Annotated in this window: 21 protein-coding genes; 12 read left to right on the forward strand and 9 right to left on the reverse strand. The window is 43.3% G+C overall.

What is annotated here, in order from left to right:
• The first annotated feature begins 79 nt into the window (after positions 1-79).
• From rpsL to HWQ39_RS30265, 6 genes are all read left to right on the forward strand, one after another.
• Positions 80-463, forward strand: a complete 384-nt coding sequence (gene rpsL / locus HWQ39_RS30240) for a 30S ribosomal protein S12 (RefSeq protein ID WP_015214573.1) — start codon at positions 80-82, stop codon at positions 461-463.
• Positions 464-1,035: 572 nt separating this feature from the next.
• Entirely contained in the window at positions 1,036-1,506 is a 471-nt protein-coding gene (gene rpsG, locus HWQ39_RS30245; protein ID WP_069070112.1) for a 30S ribosomal protein S7, read from the forward strand.
• Between the two features lie 137 nt (positions 1,507-1,643).
• Positions 1,644-3,722: an elongation factor G gene (gene fusA, locus HWQ39_RS30250; RefSeq protein ID WP_292853603.1), complete on the forward strand. Its 2,079-nt coding sequence runs from the start codon at positions 1,644-1,646 to the stop codon at positions 3,720-3,722.
• Positions 3,723-3,745: 23 nt separating this feature from the next.
• Positions 3,746-4,975, forward strand: a complete 1,230-nt coding sequence (gene tuf / locus HWQ39_RS30255; protein WP_292853605.1) for an elongation factor Tu — start codon at positions 3,746-3,748, stop codon at positions 4,973-4,975.
• A gap of 184 nt (positions 4,976-5,159) precedes the next feature.
• Positions 5,160-5,477 (forward strand): 30S ribosomal protein S10, encoded by a 318-nt coding sequence (gene rpsJ, locus HWQ39_RS30260; RefSeq protein ID WP_008232935.1) that lies wholly within the window; start codon positions 5,160-5,162, stop codon positions 5,475-5,477.
• A 198-nt stretch (positions 5,478-5,675) separates the two neighbouring features.
• Positions 5,676-6,323 carry an LON peptidase substrate-binding domain-containing protein gene (locus HWQ39_RS30265; RefSeq protein WP_292853607.1) on the forward strand — a complete coding sequence of 216 codons (648 nt, stop codon included), beginning with the start codon at positions 5,676-5,678 and terminating at the stop codon, positions 6,321-6,323.
• Between the two features lie 155 nt (positions 6,324-6,478).
• Here HWQ39_RS30265 and pheA read toward each other — a convergent pair whose 3' ends face one another.
• Positions 6,479-7,354, reverse strand: coding sequence for a prephenate dehydratase (pheA, locus tag HWQ39_RS30270; protein WP_292853609.1), 876 nt, complete (start codon positions 7,352-7,354; stop codon positions 6,479-6,481).
• A gap of 463 nt (positions 7,355-7,817) precedes the next feature.
• Here pheA and HWQ39_RS30275 point away from each other — a divergent pair, with 463 nt between their 5' ends.
• Entirely contained in the window at positions 7,818-8,405 is a 588-nt protein-coding gene (locus HWQ39_RS30275) for a DUF1997 domain-containing protein (RefSeq protein WP_292853611.1), read from the forward strand.
• Positions 8,406-8,413: 8 nt separating this feature from the next.
• Here the strand turns inward: HWQ39_RS30275 and HWQ39_RS30280 are convergent, their stop codons facing one another.
• The 4 genes from HWQ39_RS30280 to HWQ39_RS30295 form a co-directional block, all read right to left on the reverse strand.
• Complete coding sequence (locus HWQ39_RS30280; protein WP_292853613.1) at positions 8,414-9,070, reverse strand: ribonuclease HII; 657 nt, start codon at positions 9,068-9,070, stop codon at positions 8,414-8,416.
• A gap of 8 nt (positions 9,071-9,078) precedes the next feature.
• Complete coding sequence (locus HWQ39_RS30285; RefSeq protein ID WP_292853615.1) at positions 9,079-11,250, reverse strand: Rne/Rng family ribonuclease; 2,172 nt, start codon at positions 11,248-11,250, stop codon at positions 9,079-9,081.
• Between the two features lie 932 nt (positions 11,251-12,182).
• Complete coding sequence (locus HWQ39_RS30290; protein ID WP_292853617.1) at positions 12,183-14,864, reverse strand: TIGR03960 family B12-binding radical SAM protein; 2,682 nt, start codon at positions 14,862-14,864, stop codon at positions 12,183-12,185.
• A 144-nt stretch (positions 14,865-15,008) separates the two neighbouring features.
• Positions 15,009-15,344: an STAS domain-containing protein gene (locus HWQ39_RS30295; protein WP_292853619.1), complete on the reverse strand. Its 336-nt coding sequence runs from the start codon at positions 15,342-15,344 to the stop codon at positions 15,009-15,011.
• Between the two features lie 471 nt (positions 15,345-15,815).
• On the opposite strand from HWQ39_RS30295, the gene HWQ39_RS30300 reads away from it, so the two are divergent.
• Positions 15,816-16,016, forward strand: coding sequence for a hypothetical protein (locus HWQ39_RS30300; protein WP_179067590.1), 201 nt, complete (start codon positions 15,816-15,818; stop codon positions 16,014-16,016).
• A 207-nt stretch (positions 16,017-16,223) separates the two neighbouring features.
• Here the strand turns inward: HWQ39_RS30300 and HWQ39_RS30305 are convergent, their stop codons facing one another.
• Positions 16,224-16,589 carry a hypothetical protein gene (locus tag HWQ39_RS30305; RefSeq protein ID WP_292853757.1) on the reverse strand — a complete coding sequence of 122 codons (366 nt, stop codon included), beginning with the start codon at positions 16,587-16,589 and terminating at the stop codon, positions 16,224-16,226.
• 300 nt (positions 16,590-16,889) lie between these two features.
• Between HWQ39_RS30305 and clpS the strand changes: the two genes are divergently transcribed.
• Genes clpS through HWQ39_RS30320 form a run of 3 tightly spaced genes read left to right on the forward strand, consistent with a single transcriptional unit; the run spans position 16,890 to position 19,035 of the window.
• The gene (clpS, locus tag HWQ39_RS30310; RefSeq protein WP_104907504.1) at positions 16,890-17,171 is read left to right on the forward strand and encodes an ATP-dependent Clp protease adapter ClpS; all 282 of its coding nucleotides are present in this window, start codon (positions 16,890-16,892) and stop codon (positions 17,169-17,171) included.
• Positions 17,172-17,230: 59 nt separating this feature from the next.
• Positions 17,231-18,055, forward strand: coding sequence for a type II CAAX endopeptidase family protein (locus HWQ39_RS30315; protein ID WP_292853622.1), 825 nt, complete (start codon positions 17,231-17,233; stop codon positions 18,053-18,055).
• A 47-nt stretch (positions 18,056-18,102) separates the two neighbouring features.
• Positions 18,103-19,035 (forward strand): S1 RNA-binding domain-containing protein, encoded by a 933-nt coding sequence (locus HWQ39_RS30320; protein ID WP_292853624.1) that lies wholly within the window; start codon positions 18,103-18,105, stop codon positions 19,033-19,035.
• A gap of 475 nt (positions 19,036-19,510) precedes the next feature.
• Here HWQ39_RS30320 and HWQ39_RS30325 read toward each other — a convergent pair whose 3' ends face one another.
• From HWQ39_RS30325 to HWQ39_RS30335, 3 genes are all read right to left on the reverse strand, one after another.
• Positions 19,511-20,149, reverse strand: coding sequence for a pentapeptide repeat-containing protein (locus tag HWQ39_RS30325; protein ID WP_292853626.1), 639 nt, complete (start codon positions 20,147-20,149; stop codon positions 19,511-19,513).
• Entirely contained in the window at positions 20,146-21,534 is a 1,389-nt protein-coding gene (locus HWQ39_RS30330; protein ID WP_292853628.1) for a DICT sensory domain-containing protein, read from the reverse strand. The genes HWQ39_RS30325 and HWQ39_RS30330 overlap by 4 nt, the downstream gene beginning before the upstream one ends.
• 87 nt (positions 21,535-21,621) lie before the next feature.
• On the reverse strand, positions 21,622-23,214 hold the full coding sequence (locus HWQ39_RS30335; RefSeq protein ID WP_292853630.1) for a photosystem II high light acclimation radical SAM protein: 1,593 nt from the start codon (positions 23,212-23,214) through the stop codon (positions 21,622-21,624).
• A gap of 583 nt (positions 23,215-23,797) precedes the next feature.
• On the opposite strand from HWQ39_RS30335, the gene HWQ39_RS30340 reads away from it, so the two are divergent.
• On the forward strand, positions 23,798-24,184 hold the full coding sequence (locus tag HWQ39_RS30340; protein WP_292853632.1) for a DUF1830 domain-containing protein: 387 nt from the start codon (positions 23,798-23,800) through the stop codon (positions 24,182-24,184).
• The last annotated feature ends 82 nt before the right edge of the window (positions 24,185-24,266 follow it).

Genomic DNA, 24,266 nt, shown 5'->3' on the forward strand with positions numbered 1-24,266 from the left:
TGACATAAAGCCGTAAAAAAAGATATAATCAGGATTTGTTAAAACTTAGACCATAAGCAGCTTTACGACGCTGTAACTCATGCCAACAATACAGCAGCTAATACGAACTGAGCGCGAACAAGCGCGTCAGAAAACCAAGTCCCCTGCTCTGAAGCAATGCCCCCAACGTCGGGGAGTTTGTACCAGAGTATACACGACCACACCAAAAAAGCCTAACTCAGCCCTACGAAAAGTAGCAAGAGTCAGACTTACCTCTGGATTTGAAGTTACAGCTTACATTCCAGGCATTGGTCACAACTTACAAGAACACTCAGTTGTGATGATTCGTGGCGGTCGGGTTAAGGATCTACCAGGCGTGAGATACCACATTATCCGTGGCACCCTAGATACAGCCGGAGTCAAAGACCGCAAGCAAGGCCGTTCCAAGTATGGAACCAAGCGGCCTAAAGAAGCGAAAAAATAGGATTAGGCGATTAATCGCATCCAACACGATTAATCGTCTACCTTAAAAGCATCGCCGTCTATGTTCTAACAGCAATTGTGTCTGTTAAAAAAATCAAGCAAGCTACACCTACACTAAGCGAGCAAGTGTAGAAGTTCTGAAGAGAAGGCTGTAACTGACAGCGAATTTCTCATCTGAACATTAAAGTTTATAATCTTGTCGCCTTGAGTATTTAGTTGCAGGTAGCAAGCCAAACAATTTTAGATTTTAGATTTGCGATTTTTGGATTGGTCGAACCCAGAAGGGGATGAGGCTTGACAGATTTTTGATTTTTCTGACCCCTGTGGTCGAAACATACAGCGAAAACTTTTAATCCCTTCGGGTTCAGCAGTCGCTCATGGGGGAAACCCCCAAGACCGCGCTGCTTCACCAAAATTGAAAAATCCAAAATCCAAAATTGACAGTCAATCAGGTCAGCCTTGCTGCAACGGTCGAAAAAATTGAGGAAGTCTGAGGGTTGGGTTCTACCGCTTTTAGTTTCCGGTGTCTGATAGCATATAATTTCGTTGCCAATTCCGAATTAAAGGTGAAGTATGTCTCGTCGTGGTGTTATTCAAAGGCGCCCAGTTCCGTCTGACTCTGTATATAACAGTCGCCTTGTCAGCATGATTATTAGGCGGATTATGCGTCATGGCAAGAAATCGCTTGCCGCACGCATTGTTTATGATGCCTTAAAGACTATTGAAGAACGCACTGGTGCTGGTGCCTTAGAAACTTTTGAAAGAGCAGTGCGAAATGCCACGCCTTTAGTAGAAGTAAAGGCTCGGCGAGTTGGTGGAGCAACCTACCAAGTACCAATGGAAGTGCGTACAGAACGGGGCACTACCCTAGCACTGCGTTGGTTAGTACAATATTCCCGCTCAAGACCAGGCCGGACAATGGCCAGCAAATTGGCAAATGAGTTAATGGATGCTGCTAACGAAACTGGCAATGCCATTCGCAAACGTGAAGAAACACACCGGATGGCGGAAGCTAACAAAGCATTTGCCCACTATCGTTACTAAGTAAAAAAGCGATATATCGCCTTGCCGAAGCGGTATATCGTAGATTTACACAAAAAGACGGTTTTCCGTAAAAGTATAGAATCTTAACAAAGAGTAATATACAAGATATCATGAGGCAAAAACTATAGGAGGTAGCTGTGGCACGCACGATCCCGCTAGATAAAGTACGCAACATTGGTATTGCGGCGCATATAGATGCGGGCAAAACAACAACAACAGAGAGAATATTATTTTACTCTGGGATAATTCATAAAATTGGCGAAGTTCATGAAGGAACTGCCGTCACAGACTGGATGGAGCAAGAGCGGGAGCGGGGAATTACCATTACTGCTGCTGCGATCAGTACCAGCTGGAAAGATCATCAAATTAACATTATCGATACTCCCGGTCACGTAGACTTCACAATTGAAGTTGAGCGCTCCATGCGCGTATTGGATGGTGTAATCGCAGTATTTTGTTCTGTGGGTGGCGTGCAACCGCAGTCTGAGACAGTGTGGCGGCAAGCAGAACGCTACAAAGTTCCTCGGATCGCCTTTATCAACAAGATGGATCGCACCGGAGCGAACTTTTATAAAGTTCATGAGCAAATCCGCGATCGCCTGCGGGCGAATGCGATCGCCATTCAACTACCAATTGGTAGTGAAAACGACTTCCAAGGTATTGTTGACCTAGTACGGCAACGTGCGTATATTTACGCTAATGACCAAGGAACCGATATTCAGGAAACTGATATCCCAGAAGAACTACAAGCGCAGGTAGACGAATTCCGCACCAAGCTCATAGAAGCCGCGGCGGAAACCGATGATGCTCTGATGACTAAGTACTTCGAGGGCGAAGAACTTACAGAACAGGAAGTTCGGACTGCCCTGCGTAAAGGCACAATTGCGGGGACAATTGTACCAGTACTTTGTGGTTCGGCATTTAAAAACAAAGGCGTGCAATTGATGCTGGATGCCGTTGTTGATTACCTGCCAGCACCAAGTGAAGTACCCCCAATTCAAGGCTTACTGCCAAATGGCGATACTGTTGAGCGGCGGGCTGATGACAACGAACCCCTAGCAGCTCTGGCATTCAAGATTATGGCTGACCCTTATGGTCGCCTGACATTTGTTCGTGTTTATTCTGGTGTCCTGAAAAAGGGTAGCTACGTTCTCAACGCTAGTAAGAATAAAAAAGAACGGATTTCCCGCTTAGTTCTCATGAAAGCAGACGATCGGCAAGATGTCGATGAACTGCGAGCGGGTGATTTGGGAGCAGCTCTGGGATTGAAAGACACCTTGACAGGTGACACCCTCTGTGATGATGGATCGCCAGTAATTCTGGAATCACTATTCATTCCTGAGCCTGTAATCTCGGTGGCGGTTGAACCCAAAACCAAGAACGACATGGACAAGCTGTCCAAGGCTCTGCAATCTCTCTCAGAAGAAGACCCCACCTTCCGAGTCCGCGTCGATCCCGAAACAAACCAAACCGTGATCGCGGGGATGGGAGAGCTACACCTAGAAATTCTAGTAGACCGAATGTTACGAGAATTCAAAGTGGAAGCGAATGTGGGTGCGCCACAAGTAGCTTACCGAGAAACAATTCGGAAAGCTGTAAACAAAGTTGAGGGCAAATTCATCCGCCAAAGTGGTGGTAAAGGTCAATACGGTCACGTTGTGATCAATTTGGAGCCTGGAGAACCTGGTACTGGCTTTGAGTTCGTTTCCAAAATTGCTGGCGGTACAGTACCTAAAGAGTACGTTGGCCCCGCAGAACAAGGAATGAAAGAAAGCTGCGAATCCGGTGTACTAGCTGGATATCCGTTGATTGACGTTAAAGCGACGCTAATTGATGGGTCATACCACGATGTAGACTCTTCGGAAATGGCTTTTAAAATCGCTGGTTCAATGGCGATGAAAGAGGCTGTGTTGAAAGCTTCACCCGTCCTCTTAGAGCCTATGATGAAAGTTGAGGTTGAAGTTCCTGAAGACTATATCGGGAACGTCATTGGCGACCTCATCTCCCGCCGGGGGCAAATTGAAAGCCAAAGCACCGAACAGGGACTTGCTAAGGTCGCATCCAAAGTTCCACTGGCGACCATGTTTGGCTACGCCACTGATATCCGGTCAAAAACGCAAGGTCGGGGTATCTTCACGATGGAGTTCAGCCACTACGAAGAGGTGCCTCGCAGCGTAGCTGAAACTATCATTGCAAAAAGCAAAGGGAACGCTTAGTTAAAATAAGGAAATGAGCATTCATGGCACGCGCAAAGTTTGAAAGAAATAAACCCCACCTCAATATTGGTACTATTGGCCACGTTGACCACGGTAAAACCACGTTAACAGCAGCCATTACTATGACCTTGGCAGCTCTTGGTCAAGCTATAGCTAAAGGCTACGATCAAATCGATAACGCGCCAGAAGAAAAGGCACGGGGTATTACCATCAATACCGCTCACGTTGAGTATGAAACCGAAAATCGGCACTATGCTCACGTAGACTGTCCAGGCCACGCTGACTATGTGAAGAACATGATCACCGGCGCGGCTCAGATGGATGGTGGCATCCTCGTAGTAGCTGCTACCGATGGGCCTATGCCCCAGACCCGCGAACACATTCTGTTAGCAAAACAGGTGGGTGTTCCCAGTCTGGTTGTATTCTTGAACAAAGAAGACTTAATGGATGACCCAGAACTCTTGGAACTAGTAGAACTGGAACTAAGAGAACTGTTAACCAGCTATGATTTCCCTGGCGATGATATCCCCATTATCAAAGGCTCTGGTCTGCAAGCTCTCGAAGCAATGATCAAGAATCCTAAGACCAAAAAAGGTGAAAATCCTTGGGTAGACAAAATCTACGAATTGATGGATGCTGTGGATTCTTTCATCCCCACTCCTGAGCGGGATGTTGATAAGCCCTTCCTGATGGCTGTAGAAGACGTGTTCACCATTACAGGTCGTGGAACTGTGGCGACTGGACGGATTGAACGCGGGAAAGTTAAGGTTGGCGATACTGTTGAGCTAATTGGTCTGAGAGACACTCGTAGTACCGCCGTCACCGGGATTGAGATGTTCAAGAAAAGCCTCGAAGAAGGTCTGGCTGGAGATAATGCAGGCGTACTACTGCGTGGTCTTAAAAAGGAAGATATTGAGCGCGGTATGGTGATAGCCAAACCAGGTTCAATTACACCTCACACTCAATTTGAAGGGGAAGTGTACGTCCTAACAGAAAAAGAAGGTGGCCGTAAGACTCCATTTTTCGCTGGCTACCGTCCCCAGTTCTATGTACGGACAACCGATGTAACTGGTACTATCAAAGGTTACACCTCAGATGAAGGTAAAGAAGTAGAGATGGTGATGCCAGGCGATCGCATTAAAGTGACAGTAGAATTGATCAACGCGATCGCTATTGAACAAGGAATGCGCTTCGCTATCCGCGAAGGTGGTCGCACCATCGGTGCTGGTGTTGTCTCCAAAATTTTGAAGTAGCACCTTTTTGCTCATAATCAAGGAGCAGAGATGGTATTTATTGTGCCTCTCTGCTCCTTTCTCTTCCCTCTATAAATAAGGTCATAGGTTACAGGGGATAGGTAATAATTTTCTGTAACCTTATAACTTGTAACCTTTAACCTGTAACTATTCCCCTAATTACGCAGAACCTGGAAAATTAAAGATGGCAACTCTACAGCAGCAGAAGATTAGAATTCGCTTACAAGCCTTTGATAGGCGCTTATTAGATACATCTTGCGAGAAGATTGTAGACACAGCTAACCGCACCAACGCTACAGCTATAGGCCCAATTCCTTTACCAACAAAACGCCGAATCTATTGTGTGCTGCGATCGCCTCACGTAGATAAAGATTCACGGGAACATTTTGAAACCCGTACTCATCGCCGGATTATTGACATTTACCAGCCCTCTTCTAAGACTATTGATGCCCTGATGAAATTGGATCTACCATCGGGTGTAGATATTGAAGTCAAACTTTAATTTAGTCATTAGTCATTAGTCATTGGCAAAGGACGAAGGACAAAAGACAAATGACATTAGTATGAATATTTACGCAGCCCTGAAGAAATATATCTCAGGGCTTTTCTTTAGCTAGAAAACAAATGATAGAATGTAGAGAAAGTGCGGGAAAAGCAGAGAAAAATTATTTTTTAAGATTAAGTTTATACCAAAGTAACAATGACATCATCTTCTAAAATTGCAGTTCGCGAACTACCTCTGTTCCCGTTACCCGAAGTAGTTCTGTTTCCTACCAGGCCATTACCTCTGCACATCTTTGAATTTCGCTACCGAATCATGATAAACACGATTTTGGAGAGCGATCGCAGGTTCGGGGTTTTGATGTTCGATCCAGTCAAAGGTACAATTGCAAACACTGGTTGCTGTGCTGAAATCATTCATCACCAGCGGCTACCAGATGATCGGATCAAAATGATGACTTTAGGGCAGCAAAGATTTCGTGTATTAGAGTATGTTCGTGAAAAGCCATACCGCGTTGGTTTAGTGGAGTGGATTGAAGACCAACCACCAACTAAAGATTTACGACCTTTATCTTCTGAAGTAGAACAACTACTGCGAGATGTTGTGCGTCTGTCAGCAAAGTTAACCGAACAAAATATCGAACTGCCAGAAGATTTACCCGATCTCCCAACAGAGTTATCTTATTGGGTAGCCAGTAACCTTTATGGTGTCGCCGCAGAGCAGCAGTTATTGCTAGAAATGCAAGATACTGTAACTCGTCTAGAGCGGGAAGCAGAAATTTTAACCTCTACTCGGAATCACTTGGCAGCTCGTGCTGTTCTCAAAGATACATTTAGTGAAAAGTGAGGGGTTATAAGTTAGGGGTTATAAGTTAGGAGTCAGGAAGAAAAAACAAAAAATAAAAGATTGACAACTTATAATTTCTATTCCCTAGCTAATAACTGAGAGCTCGTAAATCCTAACTGATAATTATTAACTCCTAACTTGTGACTTTTAACTTCTCAATTAACGGCGCTGATGGGCAAAACATTGTAAGCACCAAGAATTTTTAAAACCTCTGTGTGGATAGTTAATTCTGCTAAAGCAGATTGCATTTGTGCTTCTTTGACATCCGCTTCTAAATCCATGAAAAACAAGTATTCGCCTAGCGATCGCTTCGTCGGACGAGATTCAATTCGGCTGAGATTAATTCCTAGTTGAGCAAATATTTGCAAAGGTTTGACTAATGCTCCGGGTGTGTTGGCAGGCATACTAAGAGCCAGCGATGTGTGAGTAGTAGGCACTTTTGTTGACTGGTATCCAGTGTCCGCTTCACCCTGACTTACTACCCAAAAACGAGTAAAGTTTTCTGGATTGTCGTTGATGCCACTAGCAAGTATGGGCAGGTTGTAGAGTTGAGCGGCTCTACTAGAAGCGATCGCAGCCGTTGTCGTTTCTTGCTCCAATCGCTCTAGTGCTTCGGTTGTGGAATTGCTGGGAATAATCTGTACAGTTGGGAGAAAACGCTCTAACCATCCCTGACATTGTGCCAAAGCTTGCGGGTGAGAGTAAACAGTTTTGATTTTATCTAAGTTAGACGCGCAAGAAATTAATGTATGGGCAATGGGTAATACCAAAGCCAACTGAATTCGCAAACCGTCCAACTGCCAAAGTGTATCCAACGTTGTGGTAACACTGCCTTCAATAGAATTTTCCACCGGCACAACAGCCAATTGTGCTTGACCATTAGCAACGGCGTGCAATGATTGGGAGATAGTGGGATAAGGGCTTAATATAGCTTCAACTCCCGTGCTTTTGTTTAGCCAGTTGACATAAAAAACAGCTGCTTGTTCTGTGTAAGTACCGGGAGGCCCTAAATGTGCGATCAATAGAGTCATGCCTTTAGCCTTGAGTTACAAGTTTAATCGGTAAACAGAGGTATGATATTTTTGTCTTGGCAAATATATCCAATATCTAATCCTACTAGACACTGTTAACACTGTTAGGTGTAAAATTTACGCAATAAACAAATAGACCAAAATATGTATCCAAGAAAATAAGTTATAGAAATCATTCTTTTATCAAATAAATTTACTAGCAGTTTTTTGCTATATTCTCCTGAAGATTTCTATTAGTTTCTACATAGATAAAAATCATATTTTTGTTTTTATGTCAAGTATAAAATCCTAATCTATATTTATTTCAATAAATATAGTAATGAACGTACCAACTTTTTGCCAATGATCTATATCTGATAAGTAAAAATCATTTTTACGGTCAAGAAATTTTGTAATTTTCTAATAATCAGAACTAAGTTGTTAAAAAATATTAAAATTGAGAAACAGATATTTTTATTAGCTCATGGCTACCCGGTTTACTGCCTCCCAATCGGTTGAAATCGCTGTTCCAGAGCAGCCTATTCCGATTCAGCACTACTTACGTCAGCCTCAACGTCTGGTTAAGGCTTTAGTTGACAATAGCCGGATTCAGCAGCTTTCTGAGGAGGTGTTTCGCTTGAAAATGCGTCCGCTTACTTTTATGTCACTGAGTATTCAACCTACCGTAGACATGAGAGTATGGGCAGAATCAAATGGAATAATTTATTTGCGATCGCTAGGCTGTGAAATTCTGGGTTTCGAGTATATTAACCAGCGCTTTACTCTCAATTTAAAAGGGCATTTGTCTCCCCAAGAGTTTAGCACTGGCACTCGCCTGCAAGGAAGGGCTGATTTAGAGGTGCTGGTGGATTTCCCACCGCCATTTTCCTTTACTCCTAAACCAATTTTAGAAGCTACTGGCAATGGGTTGCTTAAAAGCGTGCTGTTGTCAGTCAAGCAACGATTATTAAATCAACTTTTGGCGGATTATCGCTACTGGGTGATATCACAAACCAAAGATAAGGGACTTGACGGCGGTAGTACTGAATTACCAATCCTGAATGCTGAGTAATTATTTAATCACTCAACACTCAGGTGTTTGATTTGGCAAGGACGAAAAGACTGACGATGTAGGGGCGAGGGCCCATATTGTTGCAAAGCCAGCAAATGCCGCTGGCTACCATAACCCTTGTTACTTTCTAGATTGTACATAGGGTATTTTAATGCTAGACGCATTACCAGTTCATCACGCCAAACCTTAGCAACAATACTAGCAGAGGCAATAGCGAGCGATCGCTCGTCTCCTTTAACTATTGTTTGTTGCGGCATTAGCAAATCTTTGATTGACTGATTTCCATCAATCAAGCAAATTGCAGGCTGTACCTTTAACTTCAGCACAGCCCGCTTCATTGCTAACAGCGTTGCTTGCAAAATATTTATTTTGTCAATTTCGGCAGTGGAAGCAAATCCAATTTTCCAGTCTACAGCTAGCTCACAAATTTGTTGTGCTAGCTGAGTCCTCCGAGAACTAGACAACTTTTTACTGTCTTTGATTTTAGCTGCTATCAGTATTGGCAAAGCATGATCTGGTAGGATCACTGCTGCCGCTACCACAGGGCCAAATAAAGCACCTCGCCCTACTTCATCCACACCTGCAACCAACCCTGCAATCCCTGACAAGGTAGAAAACTCTAGCCAAGTGGATTGTTCCAAAGGCGTGGGCGATGTTTCTACCATAAAGCAAATTAATTATCCTCGATCGCTGAGGAACGACGGCGACGGCGACGGCTGGCAGTAGCGCTGCTATTGGCTTCGTTTTCATCTGCGATCTCGTCGGCTTTGGCAGCTTTGGCAGATAAACGTCCCGAAGGATTCGCAGTCAATGATGCTTCAGTTGTCTCTTCGATTAAAGATTTTGGTTCTGGCTCAATAACTTTTGGTGTCGGTATTTTGCTTGCAGTTATTTCAGGTGTTGCCTTTTGAGCAATAGTGATTATTTCAGGTGTTGCTTTTTGGACAATAGTGGTTATTTCAGGTGTTGCTTTTTGGACAATAGTTGATTCTGAGGTTGATTCAATTGGGGTCGTTGGCAATTGACCAGGCTGAATTACATTAATAATTACAGACTTGGTATTTTTAACCTCTTGCTCTAACTTCACCAAGGGAGATATCCCCATCAAGGCAAATATATCCTGTTCTTGGAGGCTCATTTCTACAGTTCTAATCTCCGGTGGTTCTACCACTGGCTTAACTGGTTCTGCCTTGATAATTTTAGTACGCTCGACTCTTTCACTCCAACCCGGTTTACCAAGGGTAGGGGATGGGATCTCTGGTGCAACTCCTAGTTCTGGTTCCACATCCAGGTCTAAATCTGGCTCGTTGACAAAAGCCAAGGGATTGGGAATAACCCGAGCTTCATCTTTCCCGTTTAACCCATTGACACCAATTCGACTGCGGCGAGTCCGGGTACGACGTTTATCATTAAGTTCTTGATAACTAGGATGATTGATCAGATTTAGGTTGCTCAATTCTGAGTCGCCGTCAAATGTTTCCCCAAATCCATCGTAGGTTTCTCGTGGTTCTGGAGTGCGGGCAGATGGCTGACGTGGTTCTCGGTGAGGTAAGGATACAAAACGCTCGCGCTCTGGTGTATCTGCTGGTATCGGCAATCGGTTTTCGATTTCTCCAGGGAGACGCACAGTATGTCCTAAACCGCCACAAGTAGGACAAGTTTCACCAAATAATTCGTAAATATTTTGACCCTGACGTTTGCGGGTCAGTTCTACTAAACCTAGTTCGGTGAGTTGGGCAATCTGGGGACGAGCTTTGTCTGCTTTGAGTGCTTTATTAAAGTGTTCGAGAACTTGTAGTTGGTCGCGTCGCGATTCCATATCGATAAAATCAACGACGATCACCCCCGCTATATTCCGCAGACGCAACTGGCGAGCAATTTCTGTTGCAGCTTCGCAGTTTGTCCACAAAACTGTTTCTCTAGCTGTTGCCGATCGCGTGAAGGAACCTGAGTTAACATCGATTACGGTTAATGCCTCTGTCGGCTCAATGATAATGTAACCGCCAGAAGGTAGGTCTACTCTTGGTTTGAGAGCTTCTCGAATCGCAGCAGTGATGCGGAAGTATTCTAAAATTGGGGAGCGATCGCGATGATGGTCAATCAACAATCCCTGCGGTGTTTGACCGCCACTCCAATTCTGCAAGTACTGTTTGACGCGCTTCAAACCAGTACTGGAATCTACGACAATCCGATTGACATCCGCGCCGTACATATCTCGCAATACGCGCTGGATAAAGTCATCGTCTCGGTTGAGCAGCGCTGGAGCGCGGGTAGAATGGGCTTCCTGCTGAATGGCTTCCCATTGCTTTTGCAGCAACTCCAAATCTTCCATAATCGCTTCTTCGGGTTTGCCTTCGGCTTCTGTACGCACGAGCAAGCCCATTCCCGCCGGTTTGACCAAAATTGCTAATGCTCGCAAGCGGTTGCGTTCACTTTCACTTTTAATCCGTCGGGATAAATTTACGCCCCTACCATAAGGCATCAGTACTACGTACCGTCCAGGTAAAGTTATATTACCCGTGAGCCTGGGCCCTTTTGTCCCCGTTGGCTCTTTCATTACTTGCACCAAAACTTTCTGCTGTGGTGCAAGTAGTTCTGTAATTGCTGCTGCGGTACGCTTCAGCTTCAATGGCCCTAAGTCGGTGACGTGAATAAAACCGTTACGCTCTGGATCGCCAATATTGACAAAAGCCGCATCTATCCCAGGTAATACGTTTTCTACTACTCCTAAGTAGATATCACCTATTTGATGATGACCTGTAGCAACAACGAGTTCCTGGATTTGATCTTCAGAAAAAACCGCAGCAATTTGGTGCTGCTCCGCGATGATAATTTGTTTCGGCATTCAATTTCCTCAAAAATTGGCAGCACTTATAGGTTTGAGGTTTGTTGTATCAAGTCCGGTTAATTACTTCTAATTCAAAACTCCCCGCGTCTGGGCGTCAGTTTTAATTATTAGTGTTTTCTCGGTTTGATATTATACTTTTGCTGCCCTCACAACCCTCAAAAGGCGCTACTGGTAATAAAAATCGCAAATCTGAGTTTCTAAGTTAAATAGCTATTGGCGCTCTTAAGAGCGTTTCCACGGCTGATTATTCCAGAACTGCTGCATATCGTTTAAGCAATTAAATCAACCGTCCGTAGTTGATCTGTAATGCAATACCCTCAAATCTTGAGAGTTCTGAGTTGAAAGTTTTAAATCCTGAGCGAGCATTTGAACTCAAGATGTTTCATTGATAACTTACTGAATTCGTTAAGAAAAAGAAACTATTTCTATTTTCCATTCCCCGGATTTATATTAGGGTTACAGTCACCAGCGCCAGTTGCTACCCTGCCTTGAGCTGCTCTAGCCTAAGACAAGCCGCGCTTTGCGCGTCTGTGAAAGTCTACAAGTCGGCATAGCCGACAGCAGTTGCTTTAACTCTAAAAAAGTAATGCACTAGCTCTTGGGCACTACATGGATTAGACATTCAGCAGTTGTTTAAAAAGCATGAATTTAGAGAAGCTAACTGAGTCTGCTGTTAGTTACTGATTCACAAGGTAGCTATAGAGAGAGTGTGCATTCTTTAATCTGCTTTTTGTTTGTCTAGAATAAAATCCTAGAAGTTGCACTCTAATATCTTTGCTTTCGCCCCCTGAATACCAGGGTAGTGAACCAGCTAATTCAATGCAGCGCCAGAAAATTTCTCTTCACCCTATTCTAACGCAACCTTGCTAAAAATCAATTCATATTACCTGCCATGTCAGGACAACTACTAGCAAGTTGCCTTACAGGGATTATACCCCTAAAATTAGCCGATTGCGGTGGATGTGCAGGAGTTGAAATTCTACATTCGCCACTGCTTCTAGCATAAACAGAATTTGTTCGGGACGCAATAGCAGACCGTCCTGGCGATAGCTACCTAGATAACGGATTACAGATGACATAGATTCTGCAATGCAATTGTAGTTTTCTACTAATTCCAGTTCAAACAAGCGATCGCGCAGATTTATTAACTGGCTCTTGCCTGATTTAGTTGTTTGCTCGTACCAAAATTCCTCTTTTGCTTTGATTATATCAATCCAGTTTTGCCATTGTATGGGTGTTGTTTCTTGAAGTGCTGCTACAGTAATCAGATACTCTGCGGACTCTAGCAGTTGGGTAGCGGCACTAGCTTTTAAATCTATCTGCTCCACATTATATATCGGTATGTCTGTGGGCATTTCACAAGCCAACTTTTCTCGGAAAGTATCAACTTCCACTGGCACAGTTAACTCAAAATCTGCAATTTCACCGCTGCTAGTAGCCCCTAGAGCCAAAGCAGTTGCGAGAGAAATCCGTGGCATTGGGTGAAACCCGCCAGTAAAAGCAATTGGTAAGCCTGCTCGCCGCACAACTCGGTCAAATAGACGGATTAAATCAAGATGGCTCATCAAAGCCATATTACCTTGTTTCCCAAACCAAACTCGCAGTCTTTGCGCCTTAGTTGTGTTGGGGACAAATTCGCCAGCAAATTTTGGGATAGCAGGTGATTCAATCACCACGTTATGCCCAAAATCAGTGCCACAGACGCCACAATGAGAACAACCTTCAAAGGAGCAGTCGGGTACGATCGCAGCTTCTAAGGCGCGTTGCAAGTCTTCTTGGAGCCACTTTTTGTCAATCCCGGTATCGATATGATCCCAAGGAAGGGGAATATCGAGGGAGTGAGGAGTAAGAAGTGAGGAGTTAGAAGTTAGGAGTTGGGTATTTTCTCCATTTTCTCTGCCCTTGGGCGCTTCTGGGTGAAACAAATTCCATTCGCCATTTTCTACTTGGCGGTATTTCCAATCTAAATCGGCTTGGGCGATCGCAATCTCCCAAGCGCTAAAAGCTCGATCTAAATTTTCATACCAGGAATCCATACCAGCACCCAATTCCCAGGCTCGGCGGACTACTTTGCTCAAATTGCGGTCGCCTCGTCCCACAAAATCTTCCATTGCCGAAATGCGGACATCGGTAAAATTTACCTTCACTGCCTTGACTCGGCGGAATTCTTGCCGCAATAAGTTTTGTTTTCGCTTAAATTCAGCAGTAGAAACTGAGTGCCACTGGAACGGTGTATGGGGCTTAGGTGTAAAGTTGGAGATTGTCAGGTTAAAGTTTAAGGGTTTTCTGCCTTTGCCTCGACATTCTTGCTGTAGCCAGCTTACTGTTTCGGCAATGCCTACAACGTCGGCATCCGTCTCACCCGGCAAGCCAATCATAAAATACAACTTTATTTTATCCCAGCCTTGCTCCCAAGCGGTTTTCACCCCCCGCAATAATTCTTCATTCGTCAACCCTTTATTTACAATATCTCGCATCCGCTGAGTACCAGCCTCAGGAGCAAAAGTCAGTCCACCTTGGCGCGTACCTCCAAGGATGTTGGCAATATTCTCATCAAATCTGTCTACCCGTTGGCTTGGTAGAGTCAGAGAAATATTTTCATTTTTTAAACGATTTTTGATTTCCATCCCCACTGCTGGTAGAGACAAATAATCAGAACAACTCAGAGATAAAAGGGAAAACTCATTGTAACCAGTTGCCCGCATACCCTGTTCAATTGCTTCTACCACCCGATCGGGTTCTACATCCCGTGCTGGTCTAGTTAGCATTCCTGGTTGACAGAAGCGACAGCCACGAGTGCAACCACGCCTAATCTCAATAGTTAAGCGGTCATGAACTGTTTCTACATAAGGAACTAACCCAATGGAATATGCTGGTATGGGAGTTGCAACCCGTCGCAAAATTCGTTTTGGGACATCTGGGCGATGAGGATGAACTGAGCCATCTTCTGCCATGTCGTAAAACTGAGGCACATATACACCTGGTATCTGTGCCAAGTCAAGTAACAGGTGTTCCCGACTTAATCCTGCTTGCTTGCCTTCTTCCAAGACTAAACCAATTTCTGGCAGCAGTTCTTCTCCATCTCCAAGGGCGAAAAAGTCGAAGAAGTCAGCATAAGGCTCAGGATTCGATGTCGCTGTTTGCCCACCAGCGAAAATCAGCGGATAGGAAGACTGGGTATCACTAAATTCTCCCCTACCCCCCTGCCTCTCTCGCCACGTCAAGGGAATTCCAGCCAAATCCAACATTTCGAGGATATTAGTTGCACCCAGTTCGTAACTGAGGCTAAAGCCTAAAATGTCGAATTCTGTTAGCGATCGCTTTGACTCTACCGCAAACAATGGCGTATTAGTTTCGCGTAGTTTGGCTGCCAGGTCTTGTCCTGGGAGGTAGGCGCGATCGCACAATTGACGCGGTTGGGCATTCAAAATGTTATAGAGGATAATGTGCCCTAAGTTAGATGCACCGACTTCATATACTTCTGGGTAGGTTAAAACCCAATGTATTGCTGTCGTATCCCAAGCTTTGTGTATTGCTAATAGCTCGTTACCCAGGTAACGAGCTGGTTTGGAAATACCCGATGTTATTAATTTTTCAACTGCAACAACCACTGTGCTATCTTCTAGCTACCTTAATTACAGCTATCCAAAGCTAACCTTAGCATTGAATTAGGACTTCTAACAGAGTTTGTCGTTGCAACTTACAATTCCTTTACATTAAAGTCTACTTCTTGTCCTAAGCTTTGTACTTTTACATCAAAGTTCTGTTTGGCTAAATGCAGCTTCACCGTCTAAGATTTCAAACACCTTATCAAGTTGCGTCAGTTCAAAAATAATTCTAATTGGTCGAGCTACGGCGCAAAGTCGGCAACTTCTTCCTAAAGTAAGAGCCAGTTTGTGTGTAGATAACAATGCCATCAACCCTGCGCTGTCTAAGGATTCTACTGCTGCGAGGTCTACTACCAAGATGGAAATACCATTTTGTGCCAACGCGGTGGTCATATCTCGTTCAAATTCCAAGGCGTTTGCAGCATTCAAAGACCCTTGGGGGCGAATAACTGCAATCTTGGGATAGTTAAGCACTGCCTGCATAGTTACATCCTATTAAGAATTTTGAAGCGTCAAGCTAAGGATTATTTGAACATAAACTCTATTTTGTTGCATCGACCATACGTCTTACCTCTCTTTGCTGAATCTTTATTGCTTTCGTATCTCTATTTAAAGATTGTTATAATTCCAGTTCAAAATGTGTTTATATATACTTTTTTTTTATCTCAGTTCAAAAACAATCAACTATAGACGGTCATAGAGCAGACAAATCATCAGTAACTATGCTGATAAATCTTGCTTAGTCTATAACTAAAGCTAATTTAGCCAAGTCTTAACGTTAGGTTAAATCTTTCACTTTAGCGTTGCTGATGGCATACGGCAAAGCCAAAGCGAATTATTTATCGAACTAATTAAACTGTGATATATATCACTAGTAAGTTAGTATTTGGAGCACTCTTCATACTTAGGCTAATCTGAAATGATTAGTATCATATTACAGTTTGGTTATTACTTATGAGAACTCAGTACGCTATTCGTAAATTGGTAGAAAAAGCTCTTGACATAAAAAAACTCACCCCTGAGATAGAAAATGAAATCAACTCAGAACTTACAGAACTTGGTTATATTTCTGATGTTGATTACGAAGCCCTCGAATTATTAATGGCAGAGATGGATGCTGGCAGAATTCAGTTAGTTCCTAGCCTGGGATATTAGAATAATTCGTAATGACGCTCTCTACGAGACGCTCGCTGCGCGTAGCTTGCTTCCCTGTAAGGGTACGCGGACTCGCTAACTTAATTAAGTTTTGTAACGGTGAGTAATGAGTCCTGAGTAGAGAATCTAATTTCTTTACTCAGCACGGGCTAAAACTTAGCTATCCGCTAACGGAACTGTTTTGCCCAATGCCCAATGCCTCAATCCTCAATCCTCAATCTCCAATCCCTCTTGATACGCTTGCCACAGTTGGTGAATAAACTGATTTAGTTGCTGCTTTGCAGCTGAATTTGATTCAGTTTTTGGTTCTTTTGCTAAAACTTGGCTCAAGAAGGTAATTACTTCTGTGTCTAATGCTGGACAAAATAAATTGGCAGGCCAAAGCAGGTCAGACGCATCTCGCAAATCGGTAATTAGCGGCGATTCTTGAATGAAAGTGACCATTAATAAAGGACGCACCCAGCATAACTGACGGGAAACTACAAACTGAATGACTTCTGCATACAGATTCCTGTCGCCATGTTTTAAAGACACAATTTGTCCTGGTTGAAGAAATTCTAGGCTGATGTCCATCATTATGCAGCTTGGGCAGGGGCAAGGATTATTTTGCAACTTCCTTAATCTTAAAAGTGAAAATGCGTTAACTTTAAGGAAGGCTTCTGTAAGATTAGGTTAACACTGTTACGGTAGCCATGTCTAAGACATCTGCCTTACAAGTGGCTACGCAAGACTAATACGACCAATCCTTGGCAGTAAAGGGTTTTCCTAGCATAGTATCTGAGCAAAAATACTATAGAATAGGTGAACAACTGTTGAGCGATCGCAAAACAGAGACTTTGTTGTAGTGAAGTAACGAGAAAAGAGCAAAGAGCCGTGTCAGTTGAAACCATTGAAAAGCCTTCCACAACCCGCAAGCTCGCGCCTCGGTATCGCGTTTTGCTCCATAACGACGACTACAACTCGATGGAGCATGTTGTGCAGTCACTAATAGCGACTGTGCCAAGTCTTACGCAACCCCAGGCTGTGAGCATCATGATGGAAGCCCATACTAACGGGCTAGCTTTAGTCATTACTTGCGCCCTGGAACACGCTGAGTTTTATTGCGAAACATTGATAAGTCACGGTTTAAGTAGCACGATTGAACCTGATGAATAGTCATTGGTCATTGGTCATTAGTTGAAATATAGAGTATTGGCTGGTGACTTAGTATTGGTATGAAAAAAAACCTTGTCCGTTTAGCTCAACGCCCTGCCCCTATTAGGCTGGGTTGTTTTATTTTAACTTTATTGTTGCTATGGTTGCCATTAGCTGCACCAATATACTTACTAGTGCATGATTCAAACTTAGAAAGTATATTGACATTGGTATTGTTATATGTAGTGTTTATTTTGCTCCTGAGACTGTGGGGTAAATATGTCTACAAACAGACCCAAATTCTGCGGCATTATGGCTTAGAATTCACGCGACAAAATGGTGTGGATTTAATACGTGGCTTGGCTATAGGCATAATTAATATTCTGATACTTTTTGGGGTAGAAAGTTTGTTGGGTTGGTTGGTGTGGCAACAACCGAAAGTTTTCTTGGTGAAAGTGATTTTAGAGGGTTCACTTGTTGGCTTAGGTGTTGGATTTGCTGAGGAATTGTTATTCCGAGGCTGGTTGCTAGATGAGTTACAACGAGATTACAGTCTGCGTGTGGCACTATGGACAGATGCAACTGGCTTTGCTACATTGCACTTTATTAAACCCTTGGAAGCAATTATTCATACACTGCCGCAATTTCCAGCTTTAGTGCTGCTGGGGTTAACGCAAGTGTGGGGTAAGCGTTGGCGGAGGGGACGCTTGGGTTTTCCAATTGGTTTTCATGGTGGTTTAGTTTGGGGCTACTACATTATTAATGTTGGGGAATTAGTGAAATATTCGGGTCTTGTTCCTGATTGGGTAACTGGTGTAAATAGTAATCCCCTGCAAGGAGTAATGGGGGTGTTGTTGATGAGTGTAGTAGCTTTGGGGATACGGGGGCGAACAGTAAAGAATTAAAAATACTAAATTGTTTCTATAATGGGTTATCTTAAGCCCACTATGCTATGAGCTTTAGTTTAGAGAGCTTTCAACTCGGCGATATCATCACTGGAAAAATCATTAAGGTGGAGCCTAAAGGTGTTTTAGTTGATTTTTATACCGATCAACTAGGTTATGTTCCACTCCTAGAGCTATCATTCGCTGATATTCAGTCCCCAGAAGAAGCCGTGCAACTAAATGAAATCCGAGAATTTCTGGTTGTGGGAAATTACGATGGCGAACACAATATTTTCTTCTCGCATTGTTCACCTGAGACACTAAAAGATAGCGATCGCTTGTATGAGACGGCATTGTATCTGGCTTCGGAAAAATGTGGTTATCCCATAAGTAGAGAAGACCTGATTGTACACACTAAAATTCGTGATGTTCATGGAAACGGAGTCTCAGCAACTATTCAGTGGTTCTTGTGTTCTCAAGAGCATCCACCAACAGTTTCTTTTTCAATTCGCCAACTAGAGATGCGAAAAGCATGGGAACGGGTACGGCAATTGCAGACTGAGGACGTAACAGTATATGGAAAAATTCTTAAAAAGACTTCGAGGGGTGCATTAGTGAAAATTGAGGGTTTATATAGCTCAATTCGTACTTATGTTGATAAGCAGAGGGAAGAATTGGTAGTAGGGGAGGAACTTCCACTCAATATTATAAAAGTGCGAGAGGAGGATAATTTCCTAGTACTGCTCCATCGCTCTGTTTCAGTCAGACTCAAGCAGTTGCAGGTTGGTCAGGTTGTTAGCGGCATTATACGCGGCATCAAAAACTATGGTGTGTTCGTTGATATTGGAGATTTATATGCTTTGTTGCCGACCTCAAAAATGTTCCATCCATCTGTTGACCATCCAAACCAATTATTCAAAATTAATGACCATTTAAAGGCAAAGATCATCAAAATAGATCCTGAAAACTGTCAAGTTGTTCTAGAGAGTTGTGGAAGTTAGGTATCACAACACAATTCTAGTGCAACGGACTGCTAAAAGGCTCTGATACTGAGTTCAAGTGCTTATCCAAACCGTATTAAAATGTATTTGACATTCAAACAAATATAGCTGTGATGTTTTTCATAAAAGTTGCCAAGGAGAAAAAACAATAATACAGCCAGTCATTTTAGAAAAATTAGAAGAACTCCCTGAGTCTCTTCAGACAGAAGTGCTTCAGAGCTAGGCCTTCGAGTCGATTTGTTCCATTCAATAATGATTTCTGGATTAGCTTCACTCCAAAACTGATGCGGGCAAAGTTTTACTACTCGCTTCATTTGCGTTTCATCTCATTAATGCTTACTTAAATTGTGCGATCGCCAGAGTCAACAGTGGTTAGCAGTAGTTATTATGTGCTAACAATGTTTCACTGTAAAAGCACATTGTCAATACATTATTCATCGTAATTTGTATAAATTAACTGTTCATTAACCCCTATTCAAAACCCAGCCTCCACAACTGTACCCACCAAACAGGCTTTATTCAAATTAACGCCGCTCAAATTTGCACCTTCTAACTCTGCACAGAGTAAATTCGCTCCCGTCAAATTCGCCCCCGCCAAATTCGCCCCCCGCAAATCGGCTTCTTCGAGGTTTGCTTCACTCAACAAAGCCCCTTGCAAATCGGCGCGACTCAAATCTGCACCTTTGAGATTTGCCCCAGTCAGGTTTGCACCGCGCAAGTCAGCACCTCGCAAATCAACGCCTTGCAAATTCACATTCATCAAATTGGCACCACTCAAGAAAGCACCCACTAATGAGACATCACTGAGTCTGGCTCCCATCAAGTTAGCACCACGCAAATTGCTACCCCGCAAGTCAGCGCCCGTTAAATCTGCTTGCATCAGGTTCGCTCCCATCAAATTCGCTCGCAAGTCAGTTTCTTGAAGGTTGGCTCCCATCAAATTTGCCCCCTCCAAATGTCCGCCTTCGAGTTTAGAACCAGCAAAATTAGTGCCGACAAGGATAGCGCCAGCAAGATTAATGCGGCTTAAATCCAGTCGGGAGAGTTCCTCGTCTTCTAAATTTGCCCCTGGAAGTTGTTTGAGTTTTCCTAATCTAATGGCTTCAATATTCATGTAAAGTAACTACCAATATCTTCACTGATCTTGCTGTGGCTATCCCATTGGGAATCAAGTATCCAGATGCCGGCGCTGAATTTGGGTGTCATCAAGGGTAAGTCGAGTCCCTGTTGTAAACCCATAACTAATAAAGCTAGGGTATCTACAAGTTTAGGGTCAAAGCGGGTAGATTGTTGCTGTCTGCACTCATCTAATGCTTGAGTAAATATCTGTTCCCGGCTTTGATTTGACGATTTTCGCTGATTGAGTCGCCACTGAAAATCTGCCAATAATGCCAAAATTCTCGACTCTAGGGGAATTTCATCTCCAGCTAAACCTGCTGGTTCCCCTGAACCATTCCACCACTCACTTTGGTGAGTAATAATTTGGGCAACTGCTCGCAGTCGTGGCATAGTTCGCAATACTTGCGCCCCTGGTACTAAAGGGCAACTGGGGGCATCTTCTTGGTAGCGTGTGGGTATACTACCAGAAGTCAGGACACTTTCGGCATTTTGTAATGGATCTATGCGATGTAACAAAGCTGCTAGCCGCAATCTCTTAATTTGCCATGCGGGAAGATCCAAAAGCTGGGCGATCGCTTCCGCAAGTACGACTACTTCCGCCGCTGCCATTGGATTGTTGACATCTGCCATATCCATCAGTTGCGCCATTCGCAAAAAGGCTTGGATTTCGTTAGAAACCAAGTTGCGATCTAGGGTTTGTTTCTGAAGCGCTGTAGGGATAGATAAATTATCTTGTCCAGTCTGGAGGTAATCTACTACACGGGAGACAACTGCACCTAAATTTTGGGATCTGTCTATTGACGGTATAATTTGCTGTTTATCGCCTGTGAGTTTTTCCGCCAATTCTGGGTTGTATTTTTTAATGTGAGCGATCGCAATTTCTGCTGTCTCTTGCACCAACTCCGGCTCAAATGTCCATAAACCATAGAATTTACGCTCTAAGTCTGATGTCGGTATCCCAGCACTACCATAATCAGCCTCAGATAATTCTTGACAAATTACCATTGCTGTGTAATTAGGCGATAAAATAATTAAGTGCCACTCTTGTGCCACTGGATCGCCTGCATCTAATCCCACTAAGTCTACATTGGGTAGCTGGCTGGTAGGATGTTCAGCAAAGCCAGATTCAGCAGCTGCCATGATGGCAATTTGGCAACTACATCGGGCGATGTCTGCATATCGTTCAGCTTCTTGTAGATACCATTTACCTTGTTGGAAGGCTGTGATGACTAAGGGTGTACCGTCATCGGTTAAGATATGGTCTTCTAGGGCATGGCACAGGGCAACTAAGGTATTTTTGTAGTAAACACCGAATCGAATTGGCCTGGTGGTGTGGCGATGAGCTGCTTCCAGCTGTTGTAGGATTGAACCTTCTAACATGGGATTTGGGAAAAATAACCGCAGAGGCACTGAGGAAGATAGAGGGAGAAATTCAGAATTTGGAATTTATTCACATTTTAGTGTTTTCTAGGATACACCTGCTAACTGTTTTTCTTTCGTCTCTAATGGTGCTGTCAGGGCTGCTTCTAAGTCAGCACAACCCAGCTTTTCTTCTAAGATTTTCATGACTTCGCGCCCGAAATCGTTAGGGTTTTGTTGCCAAGCTTGCAAGCAGACTTCGCCGAAAAATGAACCAAGGGGTTCGGGATTCCAGAGAAGTTTTTTGGCTGTCCACGGCATCAAGCTCATTGGATCGTACCCTGGTTTGAGGATGCCTTCTTTAAAAGCATATTCTTCTAAATGGGTATGGGGTTGTAGTCCAATAAAGAAAATGGCGGGTTCGACTTTATCAGCACCAAAAATCCGTTCTAGTTCGCGGTGGTAAGCGATGGTTTGGCGGATGGTTTCGGGACGTTCGTCAATGACGTTAAAGGAGTAGTTGACGGAAACTAAGTCGTTGAAACCAGCAGCTTTTAAGTCACGACAGTTTTGCAAGACGGTTCGCAGATTGTAACCCATCCGCATTTTCCGCACGAGTTCTTGAGAACCACTGGTAATGCCGATTTCAAAATAGTTCATCCCGGTTTTTGCCATCAAGTCACACAACTCTGGTGTCAAATTGTCGGCTCTGATATATGCTGCCCAGTGGATGTCTGTCATGCCAGAATCGACGATTTTTTGCAAGAGTTCTACAGCATCGGCGATAAATTTTTTCGCGGGGATGAATTGGGCATCGGTAAACCAGAAGTTGCGAATGCCGCGATCGTATAATTGACGCATCTCGGCAACGACTTCATCGGCTGGGTTGATGCGTACTTGTTTGCCTTCGACAACCGTATAGACGCAATAACAACAGTTGTGAGGACAACCACGTTTGGTTTGTACACCTATATAAAAGTCTTGCTCTTGCAGGTAATAGTTAAATTCCGGCCAGATGCTTTCGATATAGTCGTAGTTACAAGCTGTTTTTTCTATTGGGGTGGGTTGTTCGTGAATTAGCCGTTGACGTGGTTGAGTTTCTCCGGCAACGTAACAGCGTTCATCTCGAAAATCCCTGCCACTTAAAAGTTTTTCCAGCAGGGTTTCGCCTTCACCTACAGAAATAATTGTCCCTTGGGGTAAGCTTTTACCCAATTGTTCGTAAAATACACTGACTGCACCACCACCGACAACTACACGCGCATCAGAGTTATACTTTTGGGCACGTTTTAAACCACGTTTGATTAAGCCCTGATTTTGCCACAACTCCACATAGTAAGCGGTGAAGATACGCAAACCGCCCAATCCGCCGCGTAGTTTCAATAGAGGATTTTTGGCATAGTAAAATTCAAAGGCGTTTTGCAGTGGGTTGCCACCACGTCCACCAACTGGGGCATAAATTTGAATATCCCGCCAAGAAAATACTAGTAGTGTCGGTTTAAATTCATCAATACAGCGATCCAGAGCCGAACTGTAATCTAAAGGTGGCACTGTTCCCAAATCAAAGATGCGCTGTTCAATATTAGGAAACTGCTTGTGGACATGATCGCTCAGGTAGACAACCCCAATAGGAAAGATGGGGTTACAAGGAAGGCGAACGTAAAGAATTCGATTTTCCATCATCTGTGTTTGGACTTCCATCTTGCCAATCTGTGGAGAAAGCGAGAGAAACATTCAGTTTTAAAGTGTGTGCTTGTTTTATCTGGTTTTATTTATCAAATCGCGCTTGACATTTTAGCTAATTATTGGTAATTGGAAGCTGCTATTAGCAACTGCGGAAAACGCTAAAATTGCTGTGCATAAAACATACATGGAATTTATGGAGAGCTTTATGAAGACATTTTTTCATATAGCTTTACCATAACATCGAGTTTATTCATTAAGCGATGATCCCAGATGATTAATCCTGGGATGAAACAGCAAAACTCACTTCCTGGCTATGCGAAAGGCAAGGGGATCATCGTTATGTCAATTCCCTAACAATCTGCCTAAAGAGAATTCAAGCTTTTATACCAGGAAAAAATATCAAAGACTTTTATATATAGTGTATAATTCCGAAAAAGGTGTAAATAATTACAAAATTTTCATAACTGAAAATATATCTTTAGACAGAAATAATCTACAAAGACTCAGTTGGTATTCGTAGTTACAACAACTGGGGATCAGTGAGTGCTAGGCTTGGCTAATGTAATGTAAAATTGTGGCGTAAAGCTCCTCAGCAGTTATGGCTCAAATATTAGATCCTCTACCACCTGAGCAATCAGGAAAAATTCTCTGCTGCTACATTAATGCCACGAGCAAAATACAGGTAGCTCGCATCTGCAATATTCCCAACTGGTACTTTGAAAGGGTTGTTTTCCCTGGACAACGTTTAGTTTTTGAAGCTCCGCGAAAAGGTCAAGTGGAGATTCACACAGGGATGATGGCAAGTGCAATTTTATCCGATAAGATTCCGTGCGATCGCCTAATGCTCGAAGAACCCAATAATTATGAGTTTGATACAGACTCATCAGATGGAAAAGACCCTATTAATACCAAATTAATGGTGCAGCAAATTAATACAAAAATCGGAGATACTACAAAACCCTTGCAAATCCTTGGTTTAGCATAGGTTGATTAAAAAAAGAATTTTAATAAATTTCAGGGTTGCTAATTTAGCAGCCTTTTTTATTTATTATTGGGGATTGGGGATT

The sequence above is a fragment of the Nostoc sp. NMS8 genome (assembly GCF_017115045.1).
Taxonomy (GTDB): domain Bacteria; phylum Cyanobacteriota; class Cyanobacteriia; order Cyanobacteriales; family Nostocaceae; genus Nostoc.